General features: G+C 65.6%; 2 protein-coding genes and 1 pseudogene. 2 read left to right on the plus strand and 1 reads right to left on the minus strand.

All coding sequences use genetic code 11. The features are described from left to right. Positions 1-179 precede the first annotated feature (179 nt). Both WBV42_RS17215 and WBV42_RS17220 read left to right on the plus strand, forming a co-directional pair. Positions 180-338: a DUF7559 family protein gene (locus WBV42_RS17215; RefSeq protein ID WP_190303745.1), complete on the plus strand. Its 159-nt coding sequence runs from the start codon at positions 180-182 to the stop codon at positions 336-338. Continuing rightward, positions 335-709, plus strand: a pseudogene (locus tag WBV42_RS17220) (Hsp20/alpha crystallin family protein); the annotation flags it as partial. The gene WBV42_RS17215 and the pseudogene WBV42_RS17220, both read left to right, overlap by 4 nt. 4 nt (positions 710-713) lie before the next feature. Here the strand turns inward: WBV42_RS17220 and WBV42_RS17225 are convergent. After that, positions 714-1,865, minus strand: a 1,152-nt coding sequence (locus WBV42_RS17225; protein ID WP_423987113.1) for an NAD(P)/FAD-dependent oxidoreductase, incomplete at its 5' end; no start/stop codon positions are given.

The raw sequence follows: 1,865 nt of genomic DNA on the forward strand, positions 1-1,865 counted from the left end.
GGCACGAAGTGCCGACGGAGAGATGTCACTGAGCGACCGCGAGCGGGCGGGGGCTTTCGAGGTGATCTTCTCAGTAACTCCAATCACACAACCAAAACCAACCACAACTCGTACTCCCCGAACCACCAATCCTAGCCGAAGTCCGCGCGTTTATTTTCGTTCGGTACGTATCCACGCGTATGCCTGCGACGCTTGAGGTCAAGTGTACGGACGACGACTGCGAGATGGACATGTTCGAGATGCACTACACCTACGATATGCCGGACGACGTGGGAGTAGACGATTTCCAGTGCCCGTACTGCGGCGAAACCGATTGCCTCGAAGCCATCGAACTATGACGCTCCGCGACCTCGGGCGCTCGACCGTGACGGCCGTCGCATCGAAGGTCGGCCGTGCCGCGAGCAAGGTACAGGAATCACGTCCCATCCCGGCCGACCTGCTCGAAAGCGAGGACGCCTACCTCGTCGTGTTCGACGCGGCGGGTGCGACGGGAAGCGACGTGCAAGTCCGATTCGTCAAGGACTCCGTCCTCGTTCGGATCGACCGCTTCCGCGACTTCCATGAGGGGTTCGACATGGTGTTCCCCGGTCGCGGGATGTCGCTCGACGGGGAGGTCGAACTCCCGTCCGACGCGAAGGTCGATGCGAACGAAGCGACGGCGACGCTGACCGACTCGGGGACGCTCCGCGTGACCGTTCCGAAGTCCGAATAACCTACTCAACGGCCATTCCTTCCACGATTTCGAACTCCTCGTCGCCAGCGAAGCGTGTCGGATCGAACTCCGGGACGCCGCCCTCGCCGAGCACGTCCTTCGCGATGGCTTCGCCGAGCGCTGGGGAGCGCATGAACCCGTGGCCCTGCCAGCCAGCGGCGACGTAGCAGTTCGGACGGAGTTCGCCGAGCAACGGGTCGTAATCCGGTGTCGCGGTGCAGAGCCCCGCCCACGCGCGTTCGACGGTCGGTTCCGACGCCGATTCGAGTTCCGTATCCGACCCGAAATCGAGCCGGTGGGAGAGCCGTTCCTCCATGGCGGCGACGAACGCGTCGTCGCTTTCGTGTTTCCAATCGGTGGGGTCGCTCTCGACCTCCTCGGTGCCGTCCCCGGCCAGAAGTCCCTCGGGGTGTGGCCGGAGGTAGTAGCCCTCGGTGGCGTCGTACAGCATCGGCGTGTCGGCGTCGAACTCGCAGGTGAGCGCCTGCACGCGGTACGGTTTGAGCGCGACGGGGATTCCCGCCTCCGCGAACACGCGTTTCGTGTGCGACCCGGCCGCGACGACGATGGCGTCGAATGATTCGCCGGAAGCATCGCCGTCGGCTAGCGGAACGATTCGAGGGTCGTCCGACCCCTCGTCCCCCAGTCGAACACGAACCGGCGTCTCGGTTCGAATCTCAGCGCCCTCCGTCTCCGCTTTCGCTGCCATCATCCCGGCGTAGCTTCCGGGGTCGGTACAGCCCGTGTTGCGGGCGATTGCGGCGACGCCGACGTCCTCGACGTTCACCGCCGGAAACCGCTCTTTCAGTTCCGAGGCGTGGATGAACGCGATGTCGCGCCCCTGTTCGCGCATTCGAGGCACCTGCTCGCGGATCGCGGCGGCGCGCTTCTCGTCGCCGGTGCGGGCGAACCAGACGTACGGCGTCTCCACGAACTCGAACCCTCCCGTTCCGGAAAATTCACGGAAGCGCTCGATTGCCCGGCTCCCGATCCGGGCGTCCTCCGGCGCGGCGAAGGCGTCGTAGAGCACGCCCGCCGCCCGCGAGGTGCTCTCTCCTTCGTTCGGAATCTCACCCGCCTCGAACAGCGTCACGTCGGCACCGCGTGCCGCGAGGTCGTGGGCCGCCGTCAGGCCGACCGCGCCGCCGCCGAC

It is taken from the genome of Haladaptatus sp., from assembly GCF_049589095.1.
Lineage (GTDB): Archaea > Halobacteriota > Halobacteria > Halobacteriales > Haladaptataceae > Haladaptatus.

Coding starts and splice junctions, on each gene's coding strand:
- WBV42_RS17215 (WP_190303745.1), top strand. CDS start 180: ATGCCTGCGACGCTTGAGGTCAAGTGTACGGACGACGACTGCGAGATG.